The sequence below is a fragment of the Streptomyces sp. SAS_272 genome, from assembly GCF_052543235.1.
In genome coordinates this window covers 1-23,422 of record NZ_JBMNDR010000052.1, presented here as the reverse complement: position 1 = coordinate 23,422, position 23,422 = coordinate 1, and the positions used below count along the sequence as shown (strand labels likewise).

General features: G+C 69.0%; 18 protein-coding genes. 6 read left to right on the top strand and 12 right to left on the bottom strand.

The annotated features are described in order from the left end of the window. Positions 1-193 precede the first annotated feature (193 nt). The 6 genes from ACN6LD_RS26495 to ACN6LD_RS26470 all read right to left on the bottom strand — a co-directional run bounded on the left by ACN6LD_RS26495 (position 194) and on the right by ACN6LD_RS26470 (position 4,005). On the bottom strand, positions 194-580 hold the full coding sequence (locus ACN6LD_RS26495) for a nuclear transport factor 2 family protein (RefSeq protein ID WP_319197901.1): 387 nt from the start codon (positions 578-580) through the stop codon (positions 194-196). A gap of 189 nt (positions 581-769) precedes the next feature. Then, a complete protein-coding gene (locus tag ACN6LD_RS26490; protein ID WP_319197903.1) occupies positions 770-1,201 on the bottom strand; it encodes a VOC family protein in 432 nt (143 codons plus the stop codon). A 90-nt stretch (positions 1,202-1,291) separates the two neighbouring features. Beyond that, a complete protein-coding gene (locus ACN6LD_RS26485; protein ID WP_319197905.1) occupies positions 1,292-2,404 on the bottom strand; it encodes an NADH:flavin oxidoreductase/NADH oxidase in 1,113 nt (370 codons plus the stop codon). Positions 2,405-2,466: 62 nt separating this feature from the next. Beyond that, entirely contained in the window at positions 2,467-2,901 is a 435-nt protein-coding gene (locus tag ACN6LD_RS26480) for an SRPBCC family protein (protein WP_445044474.1), read from the bottom strand. Beyond that, the gene (locus ACN6LD_RS26475) at positions 2,901-3,302 is read right to left on the bottom strand and encodes a RidA family protein (protein WP_445044473.1); all 402 of its coding nucleotides are present in this window, start codon (positions 3,300-3,302) and stop codon (positions 2,901-2,903) included. Before ACN6LD_RS26475 ends, ACN6LD_RS26480 begins: the two co-directional genes overlap by 1 nt. A gap of 52 nt (positions 3,303-3,354) precedes the next feature. Then, positions 3,355-4,005, bottom strand: a complete 651-nt coding sequence (locus ACN6LD_RS26470; protein ID WP_445044472.1) for an NAD(P)H-binding protein — start codon at positions 4,003-4,005, stop codon at positions 3,355-3,357. Between the two features lie 90 nt (positions 4,006-4,095). Here ACN6LD_RS26470 and ACN6LD_RS26465 point away from each other — a divergent pair, with 90 nt between their 5' ends. Both ACN6LD_RS26465 and ACN6LD_RS26460 read left to right on the top strand, forming a co-directional pair. Continuing rightward, positions 4,096-4,782, top strand: coding sequence for a GntR family transcriptional regulator (locus tag ACN6LD_RS26465; protein ID WP_445044471.1), 687 nt, complete (start codon positions 4,096-4,098; stop codon positions 4,780-4,782). Between the two features lie 280 nt (positions 4,783-5,062). Next, positions 5,063-7,240 (top strand): WD40 repeat domain-containing protein, encoded by a 2,178-nt coding sequence (locus ACN6LD_RS26460; RefSeq protein ID WP_445044470.1) that lies wholly within the window; start codon positions 5,063-5,065, stop codon positions 7,238-7,240. A gap of 224 nt (positions 7,241-7,464) precedes the next feature. Here ACN6LD_RS26460 and ACN6LD_RS26455 read toward each other — a convergent pair whose 3' ends face one another. Continuing rightward, positions 7,465-9,993 (bottom strand): GH32 C-terminal domain-containing protein, encoded by a 2,529-nt coding sequence (locus ACN6LD_RS26455; RefSeq protein ID WP_445044469.1) that lies wholly within the window; start codon positions 9,991-9,993, stop codon positions 7,465-7,467. A gap of 778 nt (positions 9,994-10,771) precedes the next feature. Then, on the bottom strand, positions 10,772-11,107 hold the full coding sequence (locus ACN6LD_RS26450; protein WP_319192145.1) for a lysine transporter LysE: 336 nt from the start codon (positions 11,105-11,107) through the stop codon (positions 10,772-10,774). 745 nt (positions 11,108-11,852) lie between these two features. Between ACN6LD_RS26450 and ACN6LD_RS26445 the strand changes: the two genes are divergently transcribed. Together ACN6LD_RS26445 and ACN6LD_RS26440 are read left to right on the top strand one after the other, a co-directional pair. Beyond that, positions 11,853-12,353: a hypothetical protein gene (locus tag ACN6LD_RS26445; protein WP_319192146.1), complete on the top strand. Its 501-nt coding sequence runs from the start codon at positions 11,853-11,855 to the stop codon at positions 12,351-12,353. A gap of 44 nt (positions 12,354-12,397) precedes the next feature. Beyond that, entirely contained in the window at positions 12,398-13,474 is a 1,077-nt protein-coding gene (locus ACN6LD_RS26440; protein ID WP_319192147.1) for a ferritin-like domain-containing protein, read from the top strand. Between the two features lie 71 nt (positions 13,475-13,545). On the opposite strand, the gene ACN6LD_RS26435 is transcribed toward ACN6LD_RS26440, so the two are convergent. Then, positions 13,546-14,673 carry an alpha/beta fold hydrolase gene (locus tag ACN6LD_RS26435; protein ID WP_319192148.1) on the bottom strand — a complete coding sequence of 376 codons (1,128 nt, stop codon included), beginning with the start codon at positions 14,671-14,673 and terminating at the stop codon, positions 13,546-13,548. A 360-nt stretch (positions 14,674-15,033) separates the two neighbouring features. Between ACN6LD_RS26435 and ACN6LD_RS26430 the strand changes: the two genes are divergently transcribed. Together ACN6LD_RS26430 and ACN6LD_RS26425 are read left to right on the top strand one after the other, a co-directional pair. Beyond that, positions 15,034-15,360 carry a CU044_2847 family protein gene (locus ACN6LD_RS26430; RefSeq protein ID WP_319192150.1) on the top strand — a complete coding sequence of 109 codons (327 nt, stop codon included), beginning with the start codon at positions 15,034-15,036 and terminating at the stop codon, positions 15,358-15,360. After that, the gene (locus ACN6LD_RS26425; RefSeq protein WP_319192152.1) at positions 15,357-19,511 is read left to right on the top strand and encodes an nSTAND1 domain-containing NTPase; all 4,155 of its coding nucleotides are present in this window, start codon (positions 15,357-15,359) and stop codon (positions 19,509-19,511) included. The genes ACN6LD_RS26430 and ACN6LD_RS26425 overlap by 4 nt, the downstream gene beginning before the upstream one ends. Positions 19,512-19,762: 251 nt before the next feature. Here the strand turns inward: ACN6LD_RS26425 and ACN6LD_RS26420 are convergent, their stop codons facing one another. From ACN6LD_RS26420 to ACN6LD_RS26410, 3 genes are all read right to left on the bottom strand, one after another. Beyond that, positions 19,763-21,394: a glycoside hydrolase family 13 protein gene (locus tag ACN6LD_RS26420; protein ID WP_445044468.1), complete on the bottom strand. Its 1,632-nt coding sequence runs from the start codon at positions 21,392-21,394 to the stop codon at positions 19,763-19,765. Between the two features lie 72 nt (positions 21,395-21,466). Beyond that, on the bottom strand, positions 21,467-22,387 hold the full coding sequence (locus ACN6LD_RS26415; RefSeq protein WP_445044467.1) for a carbohydrate ABC transporter permease: 921 nt from the start codon (positions 22,385-22,387) through the stop codon (positions 21,467-21,469). Continuing rightward, complete coding sequence (locus tag ACN6LD_RS26410; RefSeq protein WP_445044466.1) at positions 22,384-23,364, bottom strand: carbohydrate ABC transporter permease; 981 nt, start codon at positions 23,362-23,364, stop codon at positions 22,384-22,386. The genes ACN6LD_RS26415 and ACN6LD_RS26410 overlap by 4 nt, the downstream gene beginning before the upstream one ends. Between the last annotated feature and the right edge of the window lie 58 nt (positions 23,365-23,422).

Sequence of the window (23,422 nt, the reverse complement as noted above, 5' to 3'; positions counted from 1 at the left end):
CCGACTATGGCCGCAATGCCGCCGACCCCGCGGGGGCGCCGCAAGATGCTGGGACGGCAGCCGGGACACAGTCCGACGACGCCGACGGGACGCAGCGACGTAGGAGCCCTCTGAGGACGCCCCGCACCCCGCCCCGACCCCGTCGAACTCGTCAGGAGGAGGGACGCTCACCTACGCCCGGGACATGTTCGCATCAGGATTTCGGCGCGTCGTTGAGGTGGTAGATCTTGCTGACAATGGTCCACGTGCCATCGACTTTCAGAAGGTTGAAGTAGTCGGTGAAGCACAGGCCGGAGACATCGTTGGTATCAACACGTGCGTTGGCCGCGGTGCCGGTGACGTTGATGTAGGCGATCACGGCGCGGCCTTCCGGTGAGGGTCGGAAATCCCTGTCGATCCCCTGGTAGAGGCCGGTGATCGCACCGCCCGTGAGCTTGCCGTCCTCGACGCCGAAAATCGTCGCCTCTTCGGCGAACGCGGGCTTCATGATGGCGCTGTCGGCATTGGCGACGCCTTGGTTGTACTTTTCCAGCACTTCGGTGATGGCGATGTGGTCAGCGACATAGGTCGGTTTCGACATGTTGTGTCTCCGGTCTGAGGTTGGGGCGCGCTCTTGCGCCGGGTTGGTCGAGACGTGGGTCAGGCTGCGGCGGCGGCCACTTGGCCAAGACCCGAACCGGGCTTGTTCCGGTCGTTGAGCCACCAGCCCATGAACAGCCGGGGCACCTGCCGATTCACCGCCGGGATGCGCCGCAGGGTCCAGGCGTGGTCACGTGGCGAAGACTTGGGAGTCGTCGGCGAACGCCTTGAACTCCAGGGCGTTGCCGGCCGGGTCGAGCAGGAACATCGTCCATTGCTCGCCGGTTTCGCCTGCGAAGCGCACATGGGGATCGATGACGAATTCGGTGTCCGCGACGCGTAGTTGGTCGGCGAGCCGGTGGAAGGCGTCGATGGTCAGGATCAGCCCGAAGTGCGGTACGGGGACGTCGTGGCCGTCGACCGGGTTGTGAATCTGTTCGGTACGGGCCGGGGCGAGGTGGGTGACGAACTGGTGGCCGTGCAGGTTCCAGTCCACCCAGGTGTCGGCGCTGCGGCCCTGCTCCAGGCCGAGCGTCTCGCCGTAGAAGCGGCGGGCGGCGTCCAGGTCGTCGACCGGGACAGCGAGGTGGAAGCGGGGAATGGGGGAGGCGTGGCGGGACATGGGCCTGGGTTTCCTTCCGTGCGGCGTGGAGTGCCTGGCGCCCACCGGTTCTGGCGGGCGGGGAAATGCAGCGACGCGGTTGCGGAGGTGTCAGCGCTTGCGGCGCTCGACGACATAGGCGTACTGGTCGGGCCAGGTCGGCTCGGCGTCGAGCGCGAGGGCGGCGTGCTGCGGCCAGTAGGGGTTGCGCAGGAGTTCACGGCCGAGGAGGACCGCGTCGGCCTGCCCGCTGGTGAGGATCTCCTCGGCCTGCTGCGGCTCGGTGATGACGCCGACGGCGCCGGTGGGGATGCCGGTGGCCTGGCGGGCCTGGGCGGCGAAGGGAACCTGGTAGTTGGGTCCGGCGACGATCCTGGCGTCGGGGACCATGCCGCCGGTGGAGACGTCGAGCAGGTCGACGCCGTGGGCGTGCAGCTCCTTGGCGAGGCGGACGGTGTCGTCCCCGGTCCAGCCCTCGCGCTGGTCCTCGGGATTCTCGGTCAGCCAGTCGGTGGCCGAGGTGCGGAAGAAGACCGGCAGATCCTCGGGCCACACGGCGCGGACGGCGTCGACGACCTCCAGGGCGAAGCGGAGCCGGTTCTCGAAGCTGCCGCCGTAGGCGTCCGTTCGGTGGTTGGACGCCGGGGAGAGGAAGGAGTTGATCAGGAAGCCGTGGGCGCCGTGCACCTCGACAACCTGGAAGCCGGCGGCCAGTGCGCGCCGCGCGGAGTCCGCGAAGTCCCGGACAAGCTGCTGGATCTCCTGCACGGTCAGTTCATGAGGAACAGCCAGTCCACCGAACGCGATGGCGCTGGGGGCGACGGGCTGCCAGCCGCCCTCGGCCTCGGGCACGTACCGGTCGGAGAGCCAGGGCTTGTCCATCGACGTCTTGCGGCCGGCGTGGGCGAGCTGGACGGCCGGGACGGCGCCGTGCGCCTTGATGGCCTCGACGATGCGGGTGAACGCCTCCTGCTGGCGGTCGTTCCACAGGCCCAGGTCCCAGGGGGTGATGCGTCCGTCCGGGCGCACGCCGGTGGCCTCGGCCATGACCAGGCCCGCACCGCCGGCGGCGCGGGAGGCCAGGTGGGTGAGGTGGAAGTCGGTCGGCACGCCGGTGTCCGGGCCTTCGGCGGCGGCGGAGTACATGCACATCGGGGACATCCACACCCGGTTGGGTATCGACAGGGATCGCAGGGTCAGGGGGGTGAACAGGGAGGAACTCATGGGTGGTGCTTCTTTCGTGAGCGGTGATCGGTGTCGTCAGACGGGGCGGCTGCCGTCCGGTGTCAGGCGATGATCGTGTGGAGGCCTGCGAGGGCGGTGGCGTAGGCGGCTTCCAGTCCCGCGGCGGCCTCCTGGGCGGTGGTGCCCTCGACCGGGCCGAAGGTGGCGTGCCAGCTGAGGAAGGCGCCGCCGGTGTCGGCGACGAGCTGAACATGCAGCGTCGAGCGGTAGCCGCGGACCGGCATCGGCGCCTCGACGATCTCGTAGGTCGGTTTCCGGTCGACCTCGTCCAGGCCCGCGAGCCGTTCCCGGTAGATGCTGCCGTCCACCCCGGTGAGGAGGCGGACCGTAACGGGGGTGAGCCCGTTGCCACTTCCGATGATCTCGCTCGACCGGATGGCCGGGCGCCAGTCGGGCAGGCCGTTGAACCGCCGGACGACCGCCCAGGTCTCGTCCGCGGGGCTGGTGAAGACGGAACTCCAGTACGCCTGTGCCATCAGGCGGGAAGACGGGTGTCGAGGACGAAGCCGGTCTCGATGAGCTGGCCGGGGAAGAACAGCGAGGCCACGCCGATGGTGCTGCTGGTGGGGCGGTGGTCGCCGAAGTAGGCCAGGTTGGCAGCCGCCATCGCATTGTTGTACTTCGGCAGGTCAACGATGTACTGGGTCTCGGAGACGACCTGGTTGCGGGTGGCTCCGTAGTGGGCGAGGACCTTCTCGAAGTTGGCGAAGACCTGCTCGCTCTGGGCCTCGAAGTCGCCCGGGTAGAGAAAATTGCCCTCGTCGTCGTGGGAGAGCCGGCCCGAGACGTAGATCGTGTGGTCGACCTTGATGGCCTGGGCGAAGCCGAACTCGCGCTCGCCAGAGACGCCGTGGCTGTAGGAATCGATCGCAGTCATGATCGCTGTCCTTCTCTGGTGGGGGCTGCGGGGGTGGCTGGGGGCGCCGGGTTCAGGCGACGAGGCGGGCGACCGCGTCCGCTACGGGGGTGTCGCCGGAGGTCAGCTCGACGATGACGCGGCTGAGGGCGGGCTCGTGCAGGGCGGCGTCGATGAACGCGGCGACGTCGTCGCGGTGTACGTCGCCGTACTCGACGGCGGGCCCGGCGGTGACCCGTCCGGTACCCGGTCCGTCCAGCAGGGTGCCGGGGCGGACGATCAGCCAGTCGAGGCCGGTGCGGGCGAGATGGACGTCGGCACTCTTCTTGACCCTGACGTAGTGCTCGAAGCCTTCGGACGCCGCGGCGCCGCGCAGGGCGTCGGGGAACACAGAGACGAGGACGAAACGCGCAACCCCGGCGGTCTCGGCCGCGGCGGCCGCCTTCTCCAGGCCCTTGCCGTCGATGAGCGTGGTCTTGTCCATGCCGGTTCCGTGAGCTCCGGCGGAGAACACCACTGCGTCGTGCCCGGCGAGCTTGCCGGCGAGCTCTTCCACGGAGTCGGCGATCAGGTCGCCGGTCACCGGCGTCGCACCGGTCGAGCGGATCGTGTCGGCCTGGGCCGGGCTGCGGTGCATGCCGGTCACCTCGTCGCCGCGCTCGGACAGCAGGCGGGCGAGCCTCCTGCCGACACCTCCGGCGGCACCGATCTGGAACACCTTCATGGGAATCGCCTCTCTGCCGGCCGGATGGCCGGTCGCGCCACTTGTCCTAATGTTGACATTGGGACAACGAGGGAATGTTAACATCAGGACATGGAGAAGAGTCAACTCACAGGAGATCGATCGGTGGCCCCCGCCCGCCGCCGCGGACTGGCCGACGAGGTCGCCGACCGGATCCGGGAAGCGATCTTCAGCGGTGCATACGCCCCTGGGGCACCGCTGCGAGAGGTCGAACTCTCCGGCACACTTCAGGTCAGCAGGGGGCCGGTGCGTGAGGCTCTGCGCGTACTGGAGCGCGAGGGGCTCGTGCACTGCGCCTGGCACCGCGGCACCGTGGTCACGACCCTGTCCGCCGAGGATGTCGCCGAGCTCGACAGCCTGCGCGGCGCGCTCGAGGACCTCGCCGTCCAGCAGGTCATCGCGCATGCCTCGGACGAGGAGCTCGCCGCCGTCGAGAAGGCGGCCGGCGTGATGGACCGCATGACGGACCCGCACGCCATGGTCCGCCTGGACATCGCCTTCCACGACGCCGTCTTCGCCGCCACCGGCCACCAGCGCCTCGCCGCGGCCTGGGAGACCATCCGCTGCCAGGTTCACCTGTTCCTGCTGACCCGCATCGGCATCAGCACCGAGGGCTACCTCGGCTGCATCCCCCAGGAGCACCATGCACTGGCCGCCGCCCTGCGCGCCCGCGACCCCAAGGCCGCCCTCCCCCTCTTCGCCGCCCACCGCCGCCACGCGGTGGACGTCGTCACCGGCACGTCGAGCCACCCGGCCTGACCGCCAGCCCGCCGCCAACTGGGCATCGCCCGTCACTGGTTGAGCGTCTCTGGAACTCGGGCCTTGGCCTGGTCGAAGGGGCACCGCAGGACTTGGAGCAGGTCCGCGTCGGGCGGGCAGGGGAGGGGGCGGGCAGGGGAAGGGAATGTCGCGGGCGTACGAAAGTACTCGCGCGTCGTCCCTCAGAGCGCTCGACGAGGACCAGGAGCAGCTGTCGGGAGGCGGCTTGGTGTCCGGCAGCCTTCCGACGACGGTGCACCTGGCGTCTACCATGCCGGTCATGTCTGGCGAAATCCGAAGCAGCGGTCCGGATCGTGAAATTAAGGCGTCGAACGGCCGGCTGGCCGATCCTGGATGGTTGGTGCACGGGGACCCGGGGTTGATCCTCGCGGGCCTGGACGACGCTGTCGGGCAGGAGGAGGCGCTGGCGGCCGCTGTGTACAGGACGTCGGGGCATGTGCACCGTGACGCCGGTGCGGGGGTGCGACGGCAGGTACTGGCGCTGGACGCCGCCCGGTACGGAAACCGGGAGCTGGCGAGGAACATCGCTCAGGTTGCGGTCCGCCCGGAGCTGGATGACCCCTGGGTCGTGCAGTGGGCGACCGGCAGCGACCTGGACTCCCGGCTGCGGTACGCGTTGCCGGCGCCGGCCAAGGTGGGTGTGTTGGCGACCGTGGTCGCCGAGGGCCTGGGTCTCGCTGTCGCCGGTTGCGATGACGGCACACTGCACGCATGGGATCTGGCCACGGGCAGCCGGATCGGCAAGGCCGTGCCAGCTCACACCGGCGCCGTAGGCACGCTGGCGACGACGGTGCTGGACGGTCGTCCCGTCGCTGTCACCGGCGGCTTCGACCGAACCGTTCGGGTATGGGACTTGGCCCGGGGAGAACTGGTCGGTACCTGCTCCGCCGTCGATGACTCCTGGGTGAAATCGCTGGCCGCGGGACTGGTCGAGGGCCGGCCGGTCGTGGTCGGCGCGTGCGTCGACGACGTGGTGAGAGTGTGGGATCTGGCCACCCTCTCCCAGCACAGTGAGCCGTTGACCATCCCCACCGGCTTTGTGTCCGCTCTGGCGACGGCGGTGCTGGACGGCCGTGCTGTCGCTGTCACCAGCCACTCCGAGGAACTCGGGGCGACGGACCTGATCACAGGGGAGGAGACCGTCCGAGTATGGGACCTGATCACAGGACGGGAGTTCGGCGCCCTCGGTGATCGTCCCGACGAGCCTCCTGCGTTCGTGGACCAGAGGTACGGCCGTACGGTGGAGGACGGCGAGGACGGCGGGGACGGCGACGGAGAGGCATGGCACTGCGCCAGTCCGGACGTCAACGCCGCGGCTCACTTTCTGGTGACGGATCCCGCGTCCGAGTGCCCGACGGCTGTCAGCGCCAACGCCTACGAGGTGCACGTCTGGGATCTGGCCACGCGGGAGCAGGTCGGTGAGCCCGCGGCCATGTTCGTGGCGACGGCGGCCGTGAGGATGCTCCACGATCGCCCCGCCGCCCTCCTCGCATACGCCCATGGGCCGGTCGATGTATGGGATCTGTCGACCCGGCGGCAGTTGCGGCCGCCGCTGACGGGCCATGAGGCGACTGTGCGGGGAGTGGCGACGGCGGTGGTGAACAGCCGTCACCTCGCGGTCACCGGTGGCGACGACGGATCGGTCCGGATCTGGGACCTCGACGGTGAAAGGGAGACGGGCGGTTTGCTGACCGGCCACGCCGGCTCCGTGACTGGGGTCACCACGGCCGTCGTGGACGGCCGTTGCATCGTCGTCTCCGGCGGCTCGGACACGGGAGTGCGGATCTGGGACCTCGACGGCGAGGGACAGCTCGGTGAGCCCCTGGCCGGCTGTGCCGCCGGCGTGGATCTGCTGACGGCGGGGGCGGTGGACGGACGGTCCACCCTCCTCATGCGCGGCGACTGGCACAAGACGGTGCGGATATGGGACCTGACCACCCGGAAGGAGCTGCACGGGCGGTCGACCGGGGAGTACACCAGCCCCTCCATCGACTTCTTCGCGGCGGTCGACGGCCGCTTCGTCGGCGTGACCGGGGAAGGCCGCGTCTGGGACCTGACAGCGAGCCGATGGATCGGAGTGCAGCCGCGGCAACGAGGCGCGCTGGCCCTGGAGACGCTCGAAGGCCGCAGCGTCCTTCTCACCGGCCGCAGGGCGGAAGGAGTCCATCTCTGGGACCTGGACACCGGCGAACTGCTGGCGCCGCCGCTGACGGGACACACCAGTGAGGTGCGCACGGGGGCGACCGGTACGCTGGACGGTCGCCCTGTCGTCGTCGCCGGCGGCGACCGAACCGTGTGGGTGTGGGACGCAGGCACAGGGCAGCAGATCGGAGAGTACGTCTTCCCTTCCCGTGTCAGGGGACTGACGGTGGCGCCCGACGGGCGGCTGGTGGTCGGTTTCGGCGCGGACATAGCGGTCCTGACCCACCGGCGCTGAGAAGCTGTCGACCTTTGTTCACCCTTGCGTGTGACCGTCCGCCTCACGGCACGAGCACCGTGGCGTAACCCGTCGGCAGATCACCTGACCCCCGTCCCTGACCCCCCGTCCACCTGCATGGCGACGAATTCTGTCGCCATGCCAACCAGGACCGGGGCAACCGCCGACAGCAGCCCGCAAAGCTCGGGAGGGGCGCCCGGCTACCACGCCCCGAGTCCGTCGCGTCAGTCGTGGGTGGGATCGAGGTGCCAGACAGTGGCTTTGTCCAGTTTCACCGAGCCGTTCTCGGCGAAGACCCGGACTCCCTGGCTCGCGGGGTCGGGGAAGATCTGGTCGGTGATCGCGGCTTCGCCGCTGCCGGCGAAGACCTCGACGGACGACCAGTCGACCAGTATCCGCAGCTTGATCTTGCCGTTCGTCGCCTTGAGGGGGGCGGTCTGGATGCCGGGGAAGGTGCTGTTGAAGTCCACGGCGCCGGAGTGCGTGCGGTCGACGTACAGCTCCTGTGTCGTGGTGTCGTAGCCGATGACGGTTTCCTCGCCCGCGGCGCCGGTGCGTACCTTGAGGCCGAAGCGTTCGGCGTCCTTGAGGGAGAAGGCGGCCTCGATGTCGAGCGCCTTGCCCTCGGCGGCGCTACCGGCCAGCGCCTTCGACGTGTTCGTCACGATGCCGGCGCTCGCGATGGCCGGGGAGTCCTGCCGCAGGGATTTCACGCTGCTCACCGGCTCGCTGGTCAGCCGGACACGGCCGTCGACGGTGCGCAGCGCCATCTGGCGGGGGATGCTCTGCGCTCCGCGCCAGGGCGATGTGGGGACGGCGCCGGCGTAGTCCCAGTTGCTCATCCAGCCGATCATGTACCGCTTGCCGCCGGGGGCGCTCTCCCAGGAGACGGCCGCGTAGTAGTCCTTGCCGTAGTCGGCCCAGCCGGCGCGCTGCAGGACGGAGAGGGCGGGGGAGTCGGCCGTGGTGAACTGGTCGGCGAGGATGTGGCCCCAGCCGCCGGTGTTCATGTCCACGAGCTGGATCTGCGCCTTCTTGCCGAGGTAGGGGCGGGTGTTGAAGGAGGCCCAGTCCAGCATCTCGCTGTCGGAGCCGGTCGCGCTGCGGACGACCTGACCGTCGACGACGAGGTTGACGGCGGTCTCCTGGGCGCCGGGCCGTGCCTGGGTGTCGGACAGCACGATCTGGTCGGCGTTGATGTGGCCCCAGCCGCCGGTGTTCTCGTCGACCACCCTGATCTGCGCCTTCTTGCCGGCGAGGTCACGGACGTCCCAGGAGGCCGTCTCGAGTGCCTCGGCGTCCTTTCCTGTGGAGCTGCGCACGACCTGGCCGTCGACGAGGAGTTCGAGGGCGGTGGGGTCGGCGGATCCGGCGGGGTGGTTGCCGCCGCCGATGAGGAAGTTGACGTAGCGCTTGTCGATGGTGAACTCGGGCGAGGTAAGGGTGCCGGTGGCGCCGTCACCGTTGAGGAAGGTGTTGACCAGGCCGCTGCCCTGGAAGCCGGAGACCTGCTGCTGGCCGGGGAGGGGGCCGGTGGCCGGTGCCGTGCCGAAGGCGTCGCCGGTCGTCGTCCAGTCGCCGTAGGTGCCGCCGTCGAAGTCGGCGAGGGCCTTGCCGGGTTGATGCGGGTGTCGGCCGCCGCCGATCTTGAAGTTCAGGTACGGGCTGGTCACGGTGAAGGAGGGCGAGGTGAGGGTGCCGGTGGTGGCGTCCCCCGAGTGGAAGCTGTTGGCGAGGCCCTTGCCGTCGTAGCCTGCGACGGGCTGCTGGCCGTCGAGCGTCCCGGCTGCCGGTCCCGGGCCGAACGCGGTGCCCGTGGCCGCCCACGAACCGAAGCCGGTGCCCTCGAAGTCCTGCATGAGCGTCCCGTCGGGCGGTGTGTAGGCGCCGTTGCCCTCGGCGGTGAACTTCGTGCCGTCGAAGTCGCCGATGAAGTACTGGGCTGCCGAACCGCCCGCAATGCCGCCGGGGTTGATGTTGACGACCAGGACCCACTTGATGTTGTCGGTGTTCCCGTCGACCGGCAGGGGGAACAGGTCGGGGCACTCCCACACACCGCCCGTCGCGCCGGCGGGGCCGAACTCGCTGAGCTGCGTCCAGTCCTTGAGGTTCTTGGAGGAGTAGAACCGCACCTTGTGCTCGGCGGACAGAGAGACCGTCATCAGCCAGCTCTTGGTGGGCGCGTACCACTGGACCTTGGGGTCGCGGAAGTCTCTTGAGCCGATGTCGATGACGGGATTGCCCGCGTACTTGGTCCATGTGCGGCCGCGGTCGGTGCTGTACGCGAGTGCCTGCGACTGGACGCCGGTGGACTGGTTGTGGCTGGTGTAGATCGCCACCATGGGCGGATTCTTCTTCGTGCCGAATCCGGTGGTGTTGTTCTCGTCGACGACGGCGCTGCCGGAGAAGACCATCTCCTTGTCGTCGTGCGACAGGGCGAGCGGCAGTTGTTGCCAGTGGACGAGGTCCGTGCTTACCGCGTGGCCCCACGACATGTCGCCCCACGAGTTGCCGCTCGGGTTGTACTGGTAGAAGAGGTGATACTCGCCCTTGTAGTACACAAGACCGTTGGGGTCGTTCATCCAGTTCTTCTCCGGAGTGAAGTGGAACTGGGGACGGTAGGTCTCGGAGTACGGCGGGGTGTCGGCCGCGGCTGCGTGAGGTGCGAGCAGGGCGGCGGACAGGGCGCAGACGGCCGCCGCCGCGGCGGTCATCCGCACGCGGCCATGCCGGGATACGCGTCCAGAGTTCATGGTGTCTCCTGTGCTGCGGCCGTCGACGCAGCACAGCCTGCGGCGAGCGGCCCGAAAATATGGCGCCCTGGCCCGCGATGTCGTCCCACACCGCCGACCAGAGAGTGTCAGCGATGACATATGTCAACGCTGACATCAGGTGGCCCGATGATGAGCGCCATCCGGCCGACGCGTCAACGGTTCTCACGGGATTTCCCGGCGCGGCCCGCCTGTCCGTCGGACGTGATCGGCGGCAGCGTGCGGCGCCAACCGGTCGTACCGCGGCAGGTCGGGGCCGGCGACCGGGCAGGTCAGAGCGCTGGCCGAGCGGCGAACCGGCAGGCTTCAGCACCATCGTCAAGACGTAGGGCGGCGAGCCGGCCGCCGAGAAGTGCTGTCGGCGAATCTTGGCCACGAATGATCTCGGCGTGTGTCGCGTGGAGATCTGACAGACGAGCAATGGGCGGTACGGGAAACCCTGTTGCTGCGGGGCAGGGAAGCCGGGCCGACCGCGGATACGGACCCGCCGGGAAGCTGATCGACGGCATACGGTTGCGAGTGCGCACGGGAATCCCCTGGCGGGACATGCTGGAGCGAGGAAGGGGGGACCGCCAGAAGGAGCCGTCCGGCGGCGTCGCCACCGAGCCGCCGACCCCGGGCTCGGACGTTTGCGCGGTGGCCTGATGTCGCTCTCATGGATGACGTAGATCGCATCGGCCTTGGCCTTCCGGCAAGGGGACCTATGCAGTCGTGACCGTTTCCTTCCATGAGGAGCCGGGGTCCTGTAACGGCCTCGGCCTCACAGGCAGTCGCACCCTGTGGCGTAGAGCAGGAGGAAGAGGGCTGTCATGGCGGTCAGGGTGAAGCCGGCGGCGGTCAGGGCGGCGAGGCCCCGAGGGTGTCCCTTCGTGGGATTGCGGAAGGTCTGCCAGGCGCCGTGGGCGAGGAAGAGGCTGAGCAGCCCGGCCCCCGCAATGGTCAAGCGTGGGCTGAAGGACCAGCTCAGGCAGGCGGTCAGAACCAGGCAGCCGAGCAGCGCGCAGGCGAGCACATTGAGGATCAGGTCAGCGACGACTTCTCCTACCGTCTCGGTCAGGAATTCGCCGACGCCTTCCGCTGCCCTACGGATTCTCACGGCGCTCCCTCGTGCTCGTCTTCGATGGCCCCGAACGGGGCTTGGTGTGAGGGACCCTTGCCGACCCTGAACGGTTGCCGAGGTCCTGAGGAACGGCCGGCTACGGCACATGGCCGTATCGGCTGCGCTTGGCGCGCAGGCTCCGCTCACGGATGACTCGAGATGTCGAAGTCGAAGGCGCCTTCGAGGAGGTCGGAGCCGCCGGCTTGCTCCGGATCAAGTCGAGTACATGATCGGCAGAAGTCACGGCAGAGCGATAGCAAGAGGGGCCGGCAGTGAACCGCCGCAAGCCGATGACCACCGCCTGAGCATGCGGTGTCGCGTTCGCCGCGATCGCCGCTTCGAGGTGCGTGGCGAACCCGACGGGTGCTTCGAGCCAGTCGGGATGGCGCCGCCGCGCCCACGTTCGGGTTGCTGCTTCGCATACGCGACCGCCTCCTCTACCTTCGGCCGAGAAATGGAGGAACCGGTGACCAGGAATCGCGAGGCAGGCAACACGCAGGCTTCCGGGCAACGGAGCGGTTACGCATACGCGATCCGGCTTTCTGCCTGCACGCTCGGCGGAGAGTTCCTGCGATCCCGCTTCGACGTCATGTCCTCCGATCGACACCCGGCGCAGCCGAGGACGACATGCTGACGCTCCAGTACATCCCCTCGCCCTCCGACGCCGTTGGACAGCGGCAGCCGACAGACCTCGTCACGGAGGTCAGGCTGAAGGGCGACCTGATGGAGGTATACGGCTGACATGCGTACACCCGTTTTCGAACTCCACATCCGGCCGATGTTCAGCGCCACCGATCGCGACCACATGCGTGCCTCGTTCGACCTCTGGGACTACAACGATGTCGTCGGCCAGGCCGACGACATCCTCACCCGGCTGGAGGACGGCATGCCTCCGGTCACCCACGGCGGCCCCTGGCCAGAGGAGTGGATCGAACTCTTCAGACGGTGGAAGGACGGCGCTCGCAAGCGGCTCGAACTCGGCACAGCTACGTACACCTTCAACCAGACGGCCACCAACGTCACCATCACAGGAACCGGCACCCTTCCGCTTGCGGGCTCCAGAGGCTGGTTGCAGCTCGACAGCGAGACCGACACGGCGAAGACCTATGTCCTCTATGTGGAACAGCCGGACGCCCCGGTGACAGGTACGCCGGCCGCGTTCACCGTCAAGGAGCGCTACCGCGCCACGGACACCCGCTCCGTCTTCGTCCGTGACGCAACAGGTGTCGAGCAACTGCACTGAGGTCGGCCGTCTTCTGTGGAGACCCGGAGGGGAAGGAGTGTCCCTTGACCCAAGCTCTCGCCTATGAAAGCAAGGCGATCGTCGCCTTGATGGGCCAACCCGAGCCGCAGCGAAACGGAACGTGGTTGCAGGACGCCTTGCAACTGGCGATCATGCTGGAGCTCGCCACCATCCCTCCGTACCTGTGCGGTCTGTGGTCGATCAAGGACCCGGAGAGGGACAAAGCGGTCCACGACGCCATCCTGGCGATCGTCATGGACGAGATGTCGCACCTGGGGCTGGCGTGCAACATGCTCACCACCATCGGCGGGTCCCCGCGCATCGCGCACCCCGATCTGGTTCCGAAGTATCCCGGCCCCTTGCCCGGGGGAGTGCGGCCACAGCTTTCCGTGTTCCTCAGTGGTCTGACCCACACCTCCCTCGACATGTACTGCAAGATCGAACGGCCGGAAGACCCCGTCGCGGAATTCGAGGAACCCAGCACGTCCATCGGGGCCTTCTACAGAGCTGTCCGGCAGGCGTTCAAGCAGAACCCCGACCTGATCAAAGGCCACAGACAGGTCGAGAGGGAGATGGAGAGCGCGCACGGCCTGGGAAACAGCCTCGTCCCTCTCTCGACACCGAAGGCCGTGGACGACGCGATCCAGGTCATCATGGAACAGGGCGAGGGAAGTCACAGCTCACCGAAGAACCGCTACTTCGGCAGAGAGGGCGAACTTGCGCACTACTACGAGTTCCGCCAGATCCTGCGCGGCAAGAAGCTGGTCGAGGTGCCTACGGCTCCCGAAGGATGGGACTACCAAGGCGATCCCATCGCGATGCCTGAGGCCCATCGGATGGGGGTCGTACCCAAGGGAGGCTGGGCACAGGAGCCGACGTACCTTCCCAACGCCGAGGTTCAGGATCTCCTGACGAAATTCAACCAGCGCTACAGCGAACTGCTGCGACGGCTGGCGAAGGCGTGGCAGACGGACGATCCGCAAGCGGTGAGCGACGCTCTTGACGAGGCCGAAGCGAGAATGCGGAGCCTGGCGGGTCCTGCCCGTTCGCTGATGCACCACGAGCTGCCGGACGGGAGCGGGCAGACATACGGACCCGAGTTCTTGTTTGTTCCAGCCTGATCGAACACCGGCCGGGCCCAGGAAGACCACGTTCCCTGCGAGCCCATGGGTTCACGGCGCCGGGCATGGGTTCAGGGGGCCGGGCTGATGTCGCCGTTCTCGTCCATCTGGAACTTGCCCTGGGTCTTGCCGTCGACATCGGTGTGCTTGAGCCAGTGCTTCGACAGGTTGTGCAGGTTCTTGTGCTGACTTTCCCAGGGCATCGAGTGACCTGCGCACTTCACCGTCACGAGAAGTCTGTGAGGCCCTGTGATGGCGTCATACAGTGCGGGGACATGGAAGTCGAGTGCGGGGTTGGAGCTGGGCGGTGTGGTGTTGGCAGTCTGGTCGTGCTCACCGTGCACGATCAGCACGGGAACGCTTCCGCCGAGGACGGCTCCTTGCCCTGCGGTGGCGTTGTTCCAGCCCCATGTCACGAAGTTCCGAAATCGGCTGACGCCCGCCGGCCGTCCGGAGGAAAGGAGCTTTCCCCATTCACGGCCGATCGGATCGTTGTCCATGAGGGCGCTCCACACAACGTCGACCATTCCGGGCTCGTGCTGGTTCGCGCACTTCATGGCCAAGGCTTGTTCGATGCTCGCGCGGGTGAGCACGTGGGTGGGGAAGCCGGGTGCTGGCAGGGTCGGCGGGGTAGAGGGGCCCAGTGGAGGGAAGATCGGGCCGAGGAGGAAGAGACTGTCCACCCTCCCCGGATTCTTGATCGCGTACGGTCCCATGGCGAATGCGGCCGCCGACCAGCCGATGAAGGCGATCTTCGAAACGCCGCGCTGGTCGCAGATGTACTCGACAACGGTGCTGAGCTCGTCCTGGTCGGTCTGGGAATTGGTCAGTACGAACGGATAGCTCGCCGTTCGTGGGCCCGACAGCGGGGGAGTGACGGCAGCCTGTTGGCTGGGATTGACATTGCAGGGATCCTCCATCCGGGGGCGCGGCGACCGGCCGGAGCCCTGCAGGTCCATCATGAAGACGTCATAGCCGGCCTGTGCGAGGGCCTTGGCCCACCCGTACGAGGTGTGCTGGAGGTCGTAGCCTGCCAGCGCCGGCACACTCCTGCCGTGCAGCATGAGGACTGCCTTGCGGTCCGCAGCCGGGCCGGAGTGGCCGTCGTGTTCTCGTACGAACAGCTCCACCTTCTGGCCCTCGTTCGCGGGGACGGTCGACGTGTGGGGGACCGCGAGGTCGCTCGTGTGGATGGCCATGAAGGGTCTCCTTCTGTCGCCCCCTCGTCAGTCGCACCTTGTAGGCCAGAGTCGGTCAGGAGCGAAGCCCGCGCCACAGCAGGCCCGCCGACCGTGTGTTGCCCCAGCTCTCGTCAGGCGGCCCTCGGGCTCCTGCCCGGCGGAGGTGGGGACGCGTCAGTCGGCCTCTCCTCTCCCCACGGCCCGCGTACCGGCCCCGGCGTGCGGGGTGTACGCCGCCGCCACCGACCCGGAGGCGCGCGGGCCGGCTTGGGCGCCGCCCGGTTCTCACGCGTACGGCCTCCCACCGCGTGCGGCATATGCCAGGGACGAGGAGGCTGGTTCCGTCCATGGTGAGGCAGTTCGGAAGGCGGACGGGACATGACGACACCGCTGGCGCGGATTCCGCTGGACGGCGGAGGCTGCATCCTCGTCGAGCAGCAGGCCGGTCTGCTGGCCGGGCCGGTGAAGGCCGGACGGGTCGGCGACACGGTGCGCGAGCTGCCCGGCACCCTCGCAGGGGCCCTGGAGCCGGTCGCCGAGGCCATGCGCACCACCCTCGACGCCCTGCGCAAGGCCCGCCCCGACCAGATCACCGTCGAGTTCGGGGTGGACCTCGCGTTCGAGGCCGGAGCCGTGATCACGAAGAGCGAGGCCGGCTGCCATCTGCGGGTGACGGTGTCCTGGCAGAGCGACGGCGTCAGGTGAGCGGCGCGAGGCAGGAGGCCGGCGACGGCTTCGCCGCGAACCTGCTGCCCGCCGTCGCCCGCATCCACCGGTCGGACGGCACGGTCGCCGGCACGGGGTTCCTGGTCGCCGAGCGGACCCTGGTCACCTGTGCGCACGTCGTCGAGGCGGCCGGCGGCGGCCCCGGCACCGAGATCCGGCTGGTCTTCCCCCATCTCGACGGCCGGCCGACGACCGGATACGTTCCGGCCGACCTGTGGCGGGCCGCTGACGCCGAGGACGTGGCCTTCGTCCGCCTGCACGCCACGCCGCCAGGGGCCCGGCCGCTGCCGCTGGGCTCCGCGGAGGGCTGCCGGGGCCACCGTGTGCGCTCCTTCGGATTCCCCGCCCAGGCCCCGCCCGAGGGTCATTACGGCTACGGCACCGGCGGCGACATCCTGCCCGGCGCGGACGGCCGCTGCACCCACCTTCAGCTCACCGACGCCAATGACCTCACCACCGGCTTCAGCGGCGGACCCGTCCTCGACGACGTCACCGGTCTGGTCCTCGGCATGCTGACCGAGATCACCGCGCCCGACGCCTTCGAACGCGGCCAGGAGATCGCCTACGTCACCCCGACACAGGTGCTCCGCGAGGTCCTCCCCGAACTGACGGAACAGCAGGTGTGCCCGTACCGGGGCCTGGAACCGTTCACCGCGGAACACGCCCGATGGTTCGAGGGCCGCCAGGACGCCGTACGACAAGTCCTGACCAACCTCGCCCGGCAGCGCCGGCTCACCCTGCTGCTGGGGCCGTCGGGATCGGGCAAGTCGTCCCTCATCCAAGCGGGCGTACTGCGCGCCCTGTCCGAGGGCCTGCTGCCCGGCAGCGACCGCTGGCTGCCCGTCCTCGCCCGCCCCCGCCGGGACATGCTCACCGAGATCGAACGCGCCGGACTGCCCGGCGCGGCCGACGAGGGCATCACCGCGGCGGTCAACCGCCGACTCGCCGCAGAACCCTCGTACCAACGCGTCCTGCTGGTCATCGACCAGTTCGAAGAACTCCTCGTCCAGACGTCCGACGGCAGGCTGCGGGAGTTCCTGGCCGTCATCGACGAGGTCATCTCCGCCGCCGACGCCTACACCAAGATCACCGTCATCCTGATCATGCGGGACGACTTCTATCCCCAGCTCGCCGCGCTCGCACCCAAGTTGCTCGAGGCGGCCATGCCGGGCCTGCTCAACGTGCCCGGCACGCTGAGCAGGCAGGACCTGCACGACATCATCGCGCTGCCCGCCCACGACGTGGGGCTGCACTTCCAGCCCGGACTGCCCGAACAGATCATCATGGACGTCCTGGAGATCACCCCCGGCGCCGCCCTCACCCGCGAGGCCCCGGTCACCGTGCTCCCGCTGCTGGAGATGACGCTCAGTCAGCTGTGGGAGCGGCGCAAGGACGGCTATCTCACCCACGCGGCCTACCAGCGCATCGGCGCCGTCAGCGGCAGTGTGACCACGTGGTGCGAGAGCGCGCTGGGCGAGCTGTCCCGCGAGCAACAGGTCATCGCACGGCGCGCCCTGACGTCCCTCGTCCATCCCGCCGACCCCAGCCACAACATCACGGCCGTCCGCACCCAGGTTCCGCTCGACGAGCTGCGCGCCCTGGCCGCCGACCCCACCGACGGCGAGTCGGCCGCCGTCGACGCGGTCATCGCCTCCCTCGCCCGTCACCGCATCATCACCACCCAGACCCTGCACGGTCCGCGCGACCCTGACGACTCTCCCGGCGAGCCGGTGGCCGAACTGATCCACGAGGCGCTCATCCGCGACTGGGGCGCCCTGCGGGAGTGGGTCAATCAGGACCACCGCTTCCAGGAATGGCTCAGCCACACCCACGAACGGCAGTCCCGCTGGGCGGCCGGGGGCAAGGACCCCGGCGATCTCCTCGGCGGAACGGCCCTCGGGGAGGGGCTGGAATGGTCCCGCCGACGCCATCTCCCCTCCGACGTCTCGGAGTTCCTGAACGTCAGCCGGCAACGGCAGCGGGCCGCGATCCGTCGCGGCAGACGCCTGAGCGCGGTGCTCGGGGGGTTGCTGGTGCTGGCGTTGGTGGCAGCGGGGGGTGCGGTGTGGCAGTGGCGGTCGGTCAACGAGGCGCGGCGGGCGGCGGTGTCACGGCAGTTGGCGGCGCAGTCGAACGAGGTCAGCGGGACGAACGCGGACCTCGCGTCGTTGCTGGCTGTGCAGGCCTATCGCAGCAGCCATACGGCCGAGGCCGTGGAGGACCTACGGGCCACGGCTGCGCTCCTGCCGATGCACCGGCGGCTGTCGGGGCACGCGGGTGACGTGTACCGGGTCGCGTTCAGCCCGGACGGCCGCACCCTTGCCAGCGCCAGTGCCGACAAGACCGTACGGCTGTGGGACGTGGCCACGGGCAAGCCCGGCCCGGTTCTCCGGGGGCCCGCCGACGTGGTGTGGTCCGTGGCGTTCAGCCCCGACGGCCGCACCGTCGCCGGCGCGAGCGCCGACAGAACGGTTCGGCTGTGGGACACCCGCACCGGCACATCTCGCCGCGTCCTGCGAGGGCATACCGCCCAGGTGAACGCGGTTGCCTTCAGCCCCGACGGGCGTACGATCGCCACGGCGAGCGACGACAAGACGGCACGGCTGTGGAACGCGGGCACCGGCAGACAGCGCCGCGTCCTCAGAGAGCACACCGAACCTGTGAACGCCGTGGTCTACAGCCCCGACGGACGCACCATCGCCACGGCGAGCGACGACAAGACGGCACGGCTGTGGAACGCGAGCACCGGCAAACCCGGACAGGTCCTCAAGAAGCACACCGATGCCGTCGTCGCGCTGGCCTTCAGCCGCAGCGGCCGCACACTGGCCACCGTCGGGTGGGACTTCGTCACCCAGTTGTGGGACATGCCCAGCGCAAGACCCCGCATCGCTCTCAGCGGATATGTCGAACAGGTGGTCGGGGTGGCTTTCAGCCCCGACGACCGCACTCTGGCCACGGTCGGCCTGGAACGCCCGGTGCGACTGTGGGACGTGGCCACCGGGACGCCCCGGGACTCCCTCAACGGCGCCACCGACCTCGTCTTCGCGGTGGCGTACAGCCCCAACGGCCGCATCCTCGCCACCTCCGGACGTGACAAGGTCGTACGCCTGTGGGACACGCACGTCCCCCGGTCGCGGAAGATTCTCGCCGGGCACACGGATGCGGTGACCGCGGTGGCCTACAGCCGTGACGGCCGCACCATCGCCAGCACGAGCGCCGACAAGACCGCCCGTCTGTGGGATGCCGCCACGGGCAGGCCCGGCGCCGTCCTCAAGGGACACACCAGCAGGGTGAACGCGGTGGCTTTCAGCCCCGACGGCCGTACTCTGGCGACTGCCGGAGCCGACAAGACCGCCCGTCTGTGGGACGCCGCCACCGGCAGGTCCCGTGCCGTCCTCAAGGGACACACCGACGAGGTGGCCGCGGTGGCCTTCAGCCCCGACGGCCGGACCGTCGTCACCACCGGCAACGACAAGACCGCCCGCCTGTGGGACGCGAAGACCGGCACTCCCCGCATGTCCCTCGACGGACACACCGACACCGTGTACGGGGTGGCGTTCAGCCCCGACGGCCGCACCATCGCCACCGCCAGCGCGGACAAGACCGCCCGCCTGTGGGACGCGAAGACCGGCAAGCCGCGCTCGGTCCTCAAGGGGCACATCGACGAGGTGAACTCGGTGGCCTTCAGTCCGGACGGCGATACGGTCGCCACCGCGAGCGACGACAAGACGGCGTGGCTGTGGGACGCGGACAAGGGCACACCGCGCGCCGTCCTCAAAGGACACACCGCCGAGGTCTACGGAGTCGCCTTCAGTCCCGACGGCCACCTCGTCGCCACCGCGAGCGTCGACTTCACCGCCCGCGTGTGGGACGCGCACACCGGGAGGACCCGTACGCCGCTCAGCGGGCATGCCGCGACGGTGAACTGGGTGGCTTTCAGTCCCGACAGCCATACCCTCGCCACCGCCGACGACGACAAGACGGTGCGCCTGTGGGACGCCGTCGCCGTCGCCGAACCCTCCGAGGCCATCCAGCGGATCTGCCGAGTCGTGCACCGCGACCTCACCCCACAGGAACGCGCCGCCTATCTCCCCGACGAGTCGGTCTCACCGGTGTGCCCGTCCCGCTGAAGTGCGCTCTGCTCGGCCAGTCACACCTGGAGCCGGCCCACCGGCGGGAGGCCCGGTCCGCGAGCCCGGCGTCTTCCCCGGCGCCACCGCCCTGGAACAGGCCCGCTCCGCAGGCAAGTTCACCTCTGTCCTGAACCGAGTGCCTGCGGCGCTGTCGGCGAAAGGCGTGGAGTCGGCACGGAGAACCGACTCGGTCAACGGACCAGGGCCTGTCCGTCGGCGGGGAGGACACCGGACAGGCCCTGGTGGATTCAGGCGGTGCGCAGCCAGAGCGTGGTGTCCGGGGGCAGCAGTCCGTCGTGGTCCAGGGGACCGGAAGCGAGAAGGAGTTCGTGGGATTCGGGGAGAGCCATGGGCCGGTCGGAGAGGTTGACGGCGCACAGCAGTCCGTGGCCGCGTTCGAAGAGGAGTGTGCCGTCGGGGCTGTCGAGCCAGCGGAAGTCCTCGCCGCCCAGGGCCGGGGTGGTGCGGCGCAGGCGCAGGGCGTCGCGGTAGAGGTGGAGCATGGAGGCGGGGTCGGCCTGGTTGGCTTCGGCGGTGTATGACTTCCAGTTCTCGGGCTGGGGGAGCCAGGGGGTGGAGGCGGGCGGGCCGAAGCCGAAGGGCGGGGTGTCGCCGTTCCAGGGCAGGGGGACGCGGCAGCCGTCGCGGCCGCGGGCTGTGTGGCCGGAGCGTTCCCAGGTGGGGTCCTGGAGGACGTCGTCGGGGAGATCCTCGACTTCGGGGAGGCCGAGTTCCTCGCCCTGGTAGATGTAGGCGCCGCCGGGCAGGGCCAGCATCAGCAGGGCCGCGGCGCGGGCGCGGCGGGTGCCCAGGGCGAGGTCGGAAGGCTGGGGGCGGTCGCGCAGCGGGGTGGTCGCACCGGTGTGGGCGCGGCCGTAGCGGGTGACGTGGCGGGTTTCGTCATGGTTGGACAGGACCCAGGTGGCGGGGGCGCCGACGCCGGTGAGGTCGGTGATGCTGCGGTCGATGACGGTGCGCAACTCGTCTGCCTGCAGGGGGCATTTGAGGAAGTCGAAGTTGAAGGCCGTGTGGAGTTCGTCCGGGCGGAGGTAGCCGGCCAGGCGTCCGGGGCGGACGTGGGCCTCGGCGACGAAGACGCGGGGGTCGGGGTAGCTGTCGGCGATGGCGCGCCAGTCGCGGAAGATGTCGTGGACGCCGTCGCGGTCCCAGTGCGGGTGGTTCGGCCGGTCTTCGTGGGCGATGACGGAGAACTCGGGCAGGCCGAGGTCGGGGAGTGCGGGGTCCTTGGCCATGCCGTGGGCGACGTCGATGCGGAAGCCGTCGACGCCAAGGTCGAACCAGAAGCGCAGGATTGCCTCGAACTCGGCGCGGACCTCGGGGTTGTCCCAGTTCAGGTCGGGCTGTTCGGGGGCGAACAGGTGCAGGTACCACTGGCCGTCGTCGGTGCGGGTCCAGGTGGGGCCGCCGAAGGCCGCGTGCCAGTCGTTGGGGGGTTCGGATCCGCCTTCGCCCTTGCCGTCGCGGAAGACGTACCTGTCCCGCTCGGGGGAGCCGGGGCCGGCGGCGAGCGCCTCCTTGAACCAGATGTGCTGGTCGGAGGTGTGGTTGGGGACGATGTCCAGGATGACGCGCAGGCCGAGTGCGTGGGCCTCGGCGATGGCTTGCCGGGCCTGGTCGAGGGTGCCGTAGGCGGGGTGGATGTCGCGGTAGTCGGCGACGTCGTAGCCGCCGTCGGCCAGCGGGGAGGGGTACCAGGGGTTGATCCAGATCGCGTCGATGCCGAGGTCGGCCAGGTAGGGCAGGCGGGAGCGGAGGCCGGCGAGGTCCCCGGTGCCGTCGCCGTTCCCGTCGGCGAAGCTGCGTATGTAGACCTGGTAGATCACGGCGGAACGCCACCAGGTGTCGGGTGTTGTGCTCACGGTGTGCCGGGTTCCTGACTGTTCGTTGTGCCCATGGGGGTGGTTCCGCGGGTGGGGGCCTCGATGCCCGGGTCAGCCCTTGACGGCGCCGCTGGTCAGGCCGCGGACGAAGTACCGCTGCAGGAGCAGGAAGACGGCGAGCGGGACGAGGACGGAGAACAGGCCGGCGGCCGTGACGAGTTCCCAGCCGGTGCCCTGCTGGTTGAGCAGGTTGCTGACGGCGATGGTGACCGGCTGCTTGTCGCCGGGGCCCACGAAGACCAGGGCGACCAGGAGGTCGTTCCACACCCAGAGGAACTGGAAGATCGCGAAGGATGCCAGCGCGGGGGCCGACATCGGCAGGATCAGCCGGTAGAAGGTCTGGAAGTGGCTCGCGCCGTCGATCTTGGCGGACTCGATGACGTCCCTGGGCAGCGTCGACATGTAGTTGCGCAGCAGGTACACCGCGAGCGACATGCCGAACCCGATGTGGGCGAGCCAGGCGGCCGGGAAGGTGCCGTTGAGCTGCACGGAGGCGTACAGCTTGATGATCGGGACGAACGCGACGTAGTTCGGTACGACGAGCAGGCTCACGATGACGATGAAGAGGGTGTCGCGTCCCTTGAACGTCATGAAGGTGAAGGCGTAGGCGGCGAAGGCGGCGATGAGCAGCGGCAGGAACACCGCCGGGAGGGTGATGGCCATGCTGTTGAGGAAGGCCGCGCCCAGGTCGGCCTGTTCGATGGCCTTGGAGTAGTTGCCGGTGGTCAGGTGGGTGAAGCCGCCGGGATGGGCCAGCAGGGTCCACCAGCCGCTGGAGTTGGCGTCGTCGACACTGCGGAAGGACGTGACGACCACCCCGAGGGTGGGCACTGTCCACAGGGCGCACACCAGAAGCATGCTCAGCTTGGTGGGCAGTCTGCGCCCTGCGCTCCTGCCGCGGGGCGTCCGGGCGCTGCCCGGCCGCGCCGGGGCGGAGACCTTCTGCGTTGTCTGCGTTGTCTGGGTGCTCATGCCGACTCCTCCGCCCTGAACTGGCGAATCTGGTAGATCATGATCGGCACGATGGCGATGAGCAGCATGACGACGATCGCCGACGCGTAGCCGTAGTTGTAGTTCGTGTAGAGCTGGTTGAAGAACTCCAGGCCCACGACGTTGGTGTTGAACGACCCGTTGGTCATCACGTACACCACGTCGAAGACCTTCATCACGGTGATCAGGACCGTGACGAAGACGGTGATGATCGTTCCTCTGATCTGCGGGATGATGATCCGCCAGAAGATCCGGCCCTCGCCCGCGCCGTCCAGGCGGGCCGCCTCCAGGGTCTCCATCGGGACGCCCTTGATGGCAGCGGACAGCAGGACCATGGAGAAGCCCGCCTGCCCCCACAGCAGCATGATCATGAGCAGCATGCTGTTGGTGTGCGCGGTGCTCTGCTGGAGCCATGGGACGGGGTCATGGCCGAAGGCGGTGACGACCCCGTTCAGCAGGCCGGTCTGCTCCGTGCCCGCGGGCTGGGCGGCGTACATGAACCGCCACACCGTCGCGGAGCCGACGGCGCTGATGGCCATGGGCAGGAAGACGACGGTCTTGGCGGCGTTCTCCGCGGAGGAGGACAGGCGGTCGGCGAGCAGGGCGACGAGGAGGCCGACCACGATGCAGGCGGCGGGGACGAGGGCTATCCACAGCAGCGAGTTGAGGAGGGTCTGCCGGAAGGCCGGTGTGCCGAGGAGGCTGCTGAAGTTGTCCAGTCCGACGAAGCGGGTGCCGTCGCTGTTCTTGAGACTGTCGACGACGGTGACGACCGTGGGGTAGACGAGGTAGACGCCGATCGCCGCGACGGCCGGCGCGATGTAGAGATAGGGCTTGATCCGGTCTTCCCAGCGGCCCGGGAGGACTTCGGCGAGTTTGTTGAGCACCCAGTAGACGGCCAGGGCGGCGGCGGTGCCCGCCAGCACCGTGAGTACCGTCGAGAGTACTTGGCTGACCACGGCGGTTCCTTCCTCGAACGCGGGGGTATCGGGCGGGGCGGGGGGGGGGGGGGGAGGG

Bases quoted from the DNA above. Each gene is read 5' to 3' on its own strand.
- ACN6LD_RS26485 (WP_319197905.1), bottom strand. From the start codon at position 2,404: ATGAGTTCCTCCCTGTTCACCCCCCTGACCCTGCGATCCCTGTCGATA.
- ACN6LD_RS26460 (WP_445044470.1), top strand. From the start codon at position 5,063: ATGTCTGGCGAAATCCGAAGCAGCGGTCCGGATCGTGAAATTAAGGCG.
- ACN6LD_RS26480 (WP_445044474.1), bottom strand. From the start codon at position 2,901: ATGGCACAGGCGTACTGGAGTTCCGTCTTCACCAGCCCCGCGGACGAG.
- ACN6LD_RS26495 (WP_319197901.1), bottom strand. From the start codon at position 580: ATGTCGAAACCGACCTATGTCGCTGACCACATCGCCATCACCGAAGTG.
- ACN6LD_RS26430 (WP_319192150.1), top strand. From the start codon at position 15,034: ATGACGACACCGCTGGCGCGGATTCCGCTGGACGGCGGAGGCTGCATC.
- ACN6LD_RS26490 (WP_319197903.1), bottom strand. From the start codon at position 1,201: ATGTCCCGCCACGCCTCCCCCATTCCCCGCTTCCACCTCGCTGTCCCG.
- ACN6LD_RS26415 (WP_445044467.1), bottom strand. From the start codon at position 22,387: ATGAGCACCCAGACAACGCAGACAACGCAGAAGGTCTCCGCCCCGGCG.
- ACN6LD_RS26475 (WP_445044473.1), bottom strand. From the start codon at position 3,302: ATGACTGCGATCGATTCCTACAGCCACGGCGTCTCTGGCGAGCGCGAG.
- ACN6LD_RS26470 (WP_445044472.1), bottom strand. From the start codon at position 4,005: ATGAAGGTGTTCCAGATCGGTGCCGCCGGAGGTGTCGGCAGGAGGCTC.
- ACN6LD_RS26465 (WP_445044471.1), top strand. From the start codon at position 4,096: ATGGAGAAGAGTCAACTCACAGGAGATCGATCGGTGGCCCCCGCCCGC.
- ACN6LD_RS26435 (WP_319192148.1), bottom strand. From the start codon at position 14,673: ATGGCCATCCACACGAGCGACCTCGCGGTCCCCCACACGTCGACCGTC.
- ACN6LD_RS26445 (WP_319192146.1), top strand. From the start codon at position 11,853: ATGCGTACACCCGTTTTCGAACTCCACATCCGGCCGATGTTCAGCGCC.
- ACN6LD_RS26455 (WP_445044469.1), bottom strand. From the start codon at position 9,993: ATGAACTCTGGACGCGTATCCCGGCATGGCCGCGTGCGGATGACCGCC.